General features: G+C 37.7%; 6 protein-coding genes and 1 rRNA gene. 4 read left to right on the top strand and 3 right to left on the bottom strand.

Going from position 1 to position 7,220, the window contains the following annotated elements; translation table 11 throughout:
• The first annotated feature begins 68 nt into the window (after positions 1–68).
• Positions 69–176, top strand: a 5S ribosomal RNA gene (gene rrf, locus MKS91_RS01790).
• Between the two features lie 61 nt (positions 177–237).
• Positions 238–618: a hypothetical protein gene (locus MKS91_RS01785; protein ID WP_258569127.1), complete on the top strand. Its 381-nt coding sequence runs from the start codon at positions 238–240 to the stop codon at positions 616–618.
• 764 nt (positions 619–1,382) lie between these two features.
• Here the strand turns inward: MKS91_RS01785 and MKS91_RS01780 are convergent.
• From MKS91_RS01780 to MKS91_RS05360, 3 genes are all read right to left on the bottom strand, one after another.
• On the bottom strand, positions 1,383–2,006 hold the full coding sequence (locus MKS91_RS01780; protein ID WP_258569126.1) for a hypothetical protein: 624 nt from the start codon (positions 2,004–2,006) through the stop codon (positions 1,383–1,385).
• Between the two features lie 393 nt (positions 2,007–2,399).
• The gene (locus MKS91_RS01775) at positions 2,400–2,894 is read right to left on the bottom strand and encodes a glutathione S-transferase family protein (RefSeq protein ID WP_258569125.1); all 495 of its coding nucleotides are present in this window, start codon (positions 2,892–2,894) and stop codon (positions 2,400–2,402) included.
• Between the two features lie 50 nt (positions 2,895–2,944).
• Positions 2,945–3,418 (bottom strand): TetR/AcrR family transcriptional regulator, encoded by a 474-nt coding sequence (locus tag MKS91_RS05360; protein WP_425248420.1) that lies wholly within the window; start codon positions 3,416–3,418, stop codon positions 2,945–2,947.
• 345 nt (positions 3,419–3,763) lie between these two features.
• On the opposite strand from MKS91_RS05360, the gene MKS91_RS01765 reads away from it, so the two are divergent.
• Positions 3,764–4,687: a hypothetical protein gene (locus MKS91_RS01765; RefSeq protein WP_258569123.1), complete on the top strand. Its 924-nt coding sequence runs from the start codon at positions 3,764–3,766 to the stop codon at positions 4,685–4,687.
• 94 nt (positions 4,688–4,781) lie between these two features.
• A complete protein-coding gene (locus MKS91_RS01760; protein WP_258569122.1) occupies positions 4,782–7,211 on the top strand; it encodes a hypothetical protein in 2,430 nt (809 codons plus the stop codon).
• Positions 7,212–7,220: the final 9 nt, after the last annotated feature.

Raw genomic sequence — 7,220 nt, 5'->3', positions numbered from 1 at the left:
CTAATTAACCGTGAGTCTTAAATTGCTCATTCAATAACAATCAGACTATCATCAAATTGCTAAGGTTGCCTGGTGACTATAGTAAGTGTGCACCACCTGATCCCATCTCGAACTCAGAAGTGAAACCACTTTACGCCGATGATAGTGCTTTGCGCGAAAGTAGGTCATCACCAGGCTTTTGTTTTTTAACCCGTCCTTGTGGCGGGTTTTTTTTTGCCTAATAATTTTTGAGATAATATGAAAAAAGGCATATCTAAAGAGTCCCTTTTTGATGCTAGAACCTCACTTGAAAATAGCTTTATTGATAGAAGTTCAGCACTAAAGGTTATTAACCTTAAAGCATATCCTGTATTTATCGATAATAGTTTCGATAGTCCACAACTATATCAGTCTCTTGGCCATTTCTATTTCTCTGGTGCTAAAAGTGATGCTGTGGGTTTATATAAATACATGCAATGTGTTGAAGGTGTAGCTTCTATAAATATTTCACATTTAAATTCTGATATGCATGCAGGATATGAGGCAGATGAGGGTATTAAATTACTACATGAGACTCGCAATATAATTAAAGATAATGACGATTCTGTGTGGATATCATTTGTTAAAGCAGAACAGTAGATTTCAGCATTAATAAGCGCTCTAAAACTTCCATTTCTTACTAGTAGCAGAGAGACTACATAAAAGCGCTTCAAGACCCTGAAACATATGCTAGAGCTAACCATGCAATTGCTGATTAACAAGATGTTATTGAGGATTGCATATATAATCAACAGCATCAAATGATAGTGGGTGGGGCAACAGATTTTTGTGATGATTTTATTTGGTATAGAAAAACGCAAGAAGGAATTGGTATGGGGGTACGCTGTGAAAACTCCTTAATCGTATGCTCTTAACCTAAAGACCCTAAAATAACAGAAGCTTTACTTTAAGGTGAAAGAGCAGACCCCCCTTATGTAATATTCCAACACTATATGCACCCCAGTTTCACCAAAGCACAAGCCTACTTATTTAGAGATGAATACAATAAACAATTCAGTCAAAGGATATTATCATCGTTAAGGTCCATTCATAGTGTATTTAGTACCGAACGTCATAAAGCCTGGTTATTAAGCCATCAATGGGGGGGCTGATTACAGCTTAGAGGTTCCGTATTTGTCATTATAAAAGTGATATGAAAAATACTGACAGAATTATATCACCTTGATTAAGTAGAGCCATAGATTCATATGCCCTATCTAGCTTCTGGGTATATCAACTCAGTTTATTTAATGATCTATTTTGACGCTATGTTGCGACAAGATAAATAGCTACTTTTGATATGGATTAACTTCAATAAAAGTAGACAATTATATAATGTTAAATGCTATCAAGAGTTACTATCTCTATGCCATTTTAACGGTAAGTTCTTCATTAAGTTCACATGTAATATGCTCATTTAATAAGGGCTCACCTATACACGCTTCACAATCTTCAGGTAATATAACAACACCTGATTGAGAAAGATGTTGACGAATAAAAGCTGTCCATAACGGGCTTCTAGAAATCATCATCTTAGATACACTAAAATCAATTACAATCTTATCAAATTTCTTTCCAGCAAAGTAACATTTAATATCCTTGAAAAAATCTTTATGATCCCAGTTCATTTTTAATACTGGATGTCTTTGCCATAATTGAACATTAACGCCCATGATATTTACATAAGGTGCATATTCTTGACTACCAATACAGGTATAATAAGGATCACCTATTGCATTAGTAATACGATCATACTCACACTTCTCTAAAGGATGAGATCCGTTTTGGTGTCTTTCTAACGCATAACTTGCCCCGATAACTAATGTATTATCCATATTAAATATAGATCTAATATTCCCTATGAATTTTGTGGCTAAATAACCTAAGCCATAAGGAACTATAAGTGGCAAGTTCAAAATATCAGGTATAAGCGTACACATAATATACATAACTGAACTGTACATAAGTTTTAATATTTTATTCATCATACTTTTCTCCATATGAAAATTGTATACTAGAATCATACCATTTGCAATTCTATTAAAACTTATGGTATATGCTTCAGATAAAGTAGCGTTGTTTTTATTGCTAAATTGATCGATATATAGATGCTACCACTACCAACACCTAAATTTACCCAGATGTGAGTCCTGATTTGCCTCATATGTACTGGGATTGTATGTCATCTATAGAAGTCTTTAGTTTTCCTATTGGTAAAAGCGTAGGTTTTACCAATAGATTTCTTAATCGGATAGATTATTGTATTCATGATAAGACTGAGTTGAAAGAATATCAAACCTTATCTTCACCTAGATAATGTTCGAGGCATGTTGCTACAAAAATAGCAATAGAAGTCTGCTACTAAGTGTTTAAAGCTATTGTTAGATCTGGTAAAGAAGTTCCCAGTAATATTTTATACATTTAAGAAGCTCACTTTCAATGGCATGTGATACAATGCTCTCATCAGTGCTTATATTAAGAACATTGGGTTTGATGATTTTTTCGATAAATATTTTTGAATAGGCTACACTGCTCAAAATATTGTCACTATATTGCTCAAACCATAAGGTTTTTGCTAACGCCTTTGGATCGCTAGGATAAAGAGAAGTACCTTGTGAATATTTTTTGTCGATAAATTGAGCAATGACAGCAGAATCAGCAACGGAAGTAGTGCCATCTTGAAGTGCGGGTATTTTACCTAAAGGACTGGCATTCGAAAAGCTAAGGTCTATAGGTTTACCGGTGGCCTTTAATAGTGCTATAGGCAATGTTTCTTTAAGTGTATAATTAAGGTTCTTCTCTTCTAGAGCAGCAATGACCTTGCGGACATAAGGTGATAAGCTAAGGTCCCAAAGTATCGGATGTGATGTTTGCATAATAGTATCTCCACTACCTATCGATAGGAAGGTGCATGTTTAAAAAAAGCCTATAATAGGCGGTTAAGTATGACGTCCATGACATGTTTAAAAGTATTTTCATCCTTAAAAAGTTGGGTTAATATTAGTGACTCTTCAATTGCAGCGACTAAAGCAGAAGCAGTGCTTTCAGGGTGAGTGTTAGGGTTAAATTCTTTTTGTTTAATACCATATTGGATGATTTGCGCTATGCCAAGCTTGATTGTTTCAATGAGATCTGCAACAGCTTTTTCGATAGGCTCATCAAGAGTAAGGACATCCGTAGCTAGCATTCCTGCCAAGCACATTTTTTCTTCTTCTAAAAATGTGGTCGATAGAATACTGTGGCATAACGCTTCAATTTTCTCTCTTTCACTTAAACTCTCATGATGAATTAAGTGCTGTAGGTATTGGTGAGTGGTTGCTTTTTGAGATGTGACAATGGCTAAAACTAGATCCGTTTTTGTTGGAAAGTGATAGTGAATGCTTGCTGTTTTAATACCAATTTTATGACTAATATCTTTGAAGCTGAAAGCATGGTAACCACGTTTTTGTATCAGGTTTCAACCTTCATGTATAATACGTTCTTTGGTGCTGCTCATAACATAACTCTCATTAATTGAAAGCAGTATACCTACTAGAAGGTAGTCCGTTAAGCGCTTTTAGCAAAACATAATGCTAAATAACGCAACATTGTCAATTAAAAAATAGTTAATGAGGGTTTTTTCTGTATAACGCTAGTGCGCTAATGGCCGCATCAGTAATTAGCTTTACGTGGTGCTGCATAGTGGTTGCTATTATTGCCTAGCCTTGCTATTTTAGGAACTAATGTAATTATAAGGTGGTAACAAGTGGACGTTGAAGAGATCCTAAGTTCGCAAACAGGTCTTTCATATAAAGGTAGTAAAACGCCTTTAACAGCAGAGTTATTGCAGATTATTCGAAGATCTGCGATTAAAGTCAGTTACTCTTGTAAGTATACTGCGAGATATTCCTTTAATAATACGCAAAAGGTTCCATGTAGAGTGACAGGCAATGTGTATGAGTCCAGTGCGAGAGCTATGGGTGTGACTAAAGTCGTCCCTGTGACTGATTGTGTGATTCAGGATCAGGGTTTTGTCAGTGTTGCCAAAGTCAATGATGACATAAAATCAGGTTTTATTCATGCGATAAAATACTGCCGAATGACTGATAGGGTGCAGTATAATAGGGCCTACAAAGAGCTGATGAATCGTATAACGGTAGATGATCCTCAGAGAAAAAAGTTGGAAGTGAGTCAATTACGAGAACGTTATCCTTATAATTGGACGCCTCCTCGGTACGAATTCTCTATTGAAAATTACCATTGTAAGAATGCTGAGATTCAAATAGCACCGTCAAGTCATGCGATTTTTGCACAAGAATTAAAAGTTGTCGGCTTAAGGTGGATTCATTTTAAGCAAAGAGCCTATCAGTTATTTGTTGTTTCATTAACGGTTGTTGCTGGGTTGACGCTCTCCTGGTTGATGCCTTTAATGATTCCTACTCTGATGGTGCAGTTTCAAGCTTCTATTTGGACTGGTCTTGTTGAGCAGCTTGTCATGGGTATTTCATGGGCTGCTTGCTTTTATTCGGGTTTTAGTTACTTAGAGTATAGTCACAAGCTCTTTGATTATTGGAGCAGGGAACTGGATCAAAGATTGGTGGCGCCAGCAACTAAATTATCCCAAGAGATTTTTGACGATGTGAGTTATCAGATAGATGACTATATGAATACAAGCCAGCGCCGTCTTTAAGTTGTTGTAAATAATTATTATGGATGTTTTTTTCTAATATTCTGTTATTTATGATTTAGGTCGGATATAATATATTAAAATTTAGGAATACAATATGCCGCAGGATTACAGAGTGCTCGATAATACGCTGAGTTATAAGATAGAGGCTCCCATGCACTTTGCCGCGCCAACTTGGGGGTATCTTCAACAGTTCCAAGAAATGATCGTTGGGGAGCTAGAGGTTGAGGTCGCACAAACATTCTTTGTTGGTGGTAATAAAGAAATATCCTGTCGCTTAGGTAAGAAGCGTTATTCGACATCGGCAAAAAATGGTTGTTTTAAAGATTCGGTAAGTGTTCCGTTTGATATTGCCAGTGGGCGAGAGGGGATAGAGAGCGCGCTTTCGGATGATAGGCCAAATGTGATGCACAAAGACTTTATTGATGGAATAAATTATCAGTTCCAGATGTGGAGAAAAACTGATGATGCCCGGGCAAACTCTAGATTTGAAGCTGAAGTTAAGCGCTTGAATGATACGCTGCAAACAATGTCTGATTCTAAGGCGACGCTTGATGCTACATATAAGGTTACAGAAGGTGAGAAGCAGGAGTTAGAAGCGTTGATGAAGCCATATGTTGCTGCTAAAGCAGGCAAGGGCAAAGGCTCTAGTTATGAAAAAAGTTTTCAAGGACAATTATCAGAGAAGCAAATAGAACACCAGTCTAGAACAGCAGCTTGGGAAGCTGAGAAAGATGCTATTGAGCGGCGCGTGTTAGGGCTAGAGAATGATTTAATGAGTATAAAATCAGAGCGGAATGATGCACAAGAAGTGTCTAAAGTATTGGCGCAAAAGGTTAAGGGCGAAGTGCTTGAAGGGTTTGATTGTCGTATCAGAGAAAGCAAGGCTAAGTTAACCAAATTAGAAGCTGACCATTCAGTGGCTTGTTCAAAGGATGAGGCTGATAAAGCCACTCGTATTGCGAAGTATGAAGGTTTGATAGCAGCTGAAACTGTAGAACAGGGTTTGAAGGAGGCCTCTATCAGAAGGCTGTTAGATGAAAATCGCAAAGAATATTCAGAAGCTTTTAGCAAACATCAAAAGACCAATGCGCCTAAACTTAGCGAGATGAATAGCAAAATTGCTGATCAAGAAGTCATTATTTCGGCCCAAAAGATAGCTGATGCTCAGATGAAAGATAAGAGAGTTGCAGTCTTAAGAGAAAAAATCAGTGCAGCCTCAAGCGAGCAAACTCAAGCCATGAATGATGGTAATAAAGGTTTGGCAAATGCAAAGCGTTTAGAAAGGAGAGGCTATGAGGCTGATATTGAGGGCATTCAAACACAGACACCCCATGAGCTAGTAACAGCACAAGGGGCTCGTGCAACACTTGAAAGCCAGAAAGATGCGTTACTAAAATCAGTGTCCCCTGAAATGCAAAGGATTGCTGATAATAAGGGTGAGATTCAATCTATACGTTTGTCTGGATCCTTCAAAGCTCCAAGTTACCAAGCAGAGATACAGTCAATCAAGGATGAAGGTCCTAGTGCTGAGATGATGCGAATCCAAAGAGAGCGAGAAGAATCTGGTCGGAACATTAAATTATTAGAGGCACAAAAGACTGGTTGTAAAAAAATGTCGTCACTAGAATCTATAAGGGATCAGTTTGGCGGTCATATCACAGGTGCTAGACACAGTGAGATTTTAGCTGCTTGTAACAAGTTAGAAGATTTACAAACAAGTTATTCGACAGCAGAAAAGACGCTTAAGTCTCAAAAAGCATGTTTGAGTCCTGCGGAAGACATGTATCTCCGGGATATTGCTGATATTGATAAAGCGAATGTTAGATTGACAGCTGCCCTAGATTTGGCGAACCAGTCTGTTTCAGAGATAGAAGCGCGTATTCTACAGTTTACGGCTGAAATATCAGAAAAAAGTGCTGCGATGAGGGCATGTAGGAATGAGATAGATAAAATAAATGCACAAGAAAAAGAGATTTCAGATAAAATTGAGTGGCTCAAGAGTACTTCGGTGCGCAAGAGTGATGTGAAACCGATTTTTCAGCCTCCTGTCGTAGAGCTTAAGTCATTAACATTTAAGCCAGCGTACTTAGTCGCAAATGAACAGGTGCTTGAAAAAGAGAAAATACAACAGATATGGCAACAATGTTCTCAGCAGAAAGTACTGACTGCTGTATTGACGGTTGCGGCGATATTGGTAGTGGGCGTTCTTGCAAATTATTTATGGGGTGCGGCCATACTAAACTTCTTTAATCCAGAGCCAATTTTTGTAGCCATTGGCGTGGGTTCTGCATTGTTGATTTCAGGTTGTTTCTATGCTGGGTATCAATATTTCCAAAGTTATACCGAGGATGCTCAAGTGGCCTTAAAAGGTGTTATGAATGCAGTTCAAACAGAGTTAGAAGAAAGGTCAATAACACAGTTTACAGAATTGGGTAAGCGTCTTGAAAGCCTTCCTAGTGCACCACCAGCGCCTAGTGCACCACCAGAACCTGGTAATGAACGGCCACCGTCTTATTATCAATAATTGCAGATA

This window comes from Candidatus Synchoanobacter obligatus (assembly GCF_024259865.1).
In the GTDB taxonomy this organism is placed as follows: Bacteria; Pseudomonadota; Gammaproteobacteria; order Comchoanobacterales; family Comchoanobacteraceae; genus Synchoanobacter; species Synchoanobacter obligatus.
The sequence above is the reverse complement of the archived record's forward strand: the minus strand, read 5'-3'. Positions and strand labels throughout refer to the sequence as shown.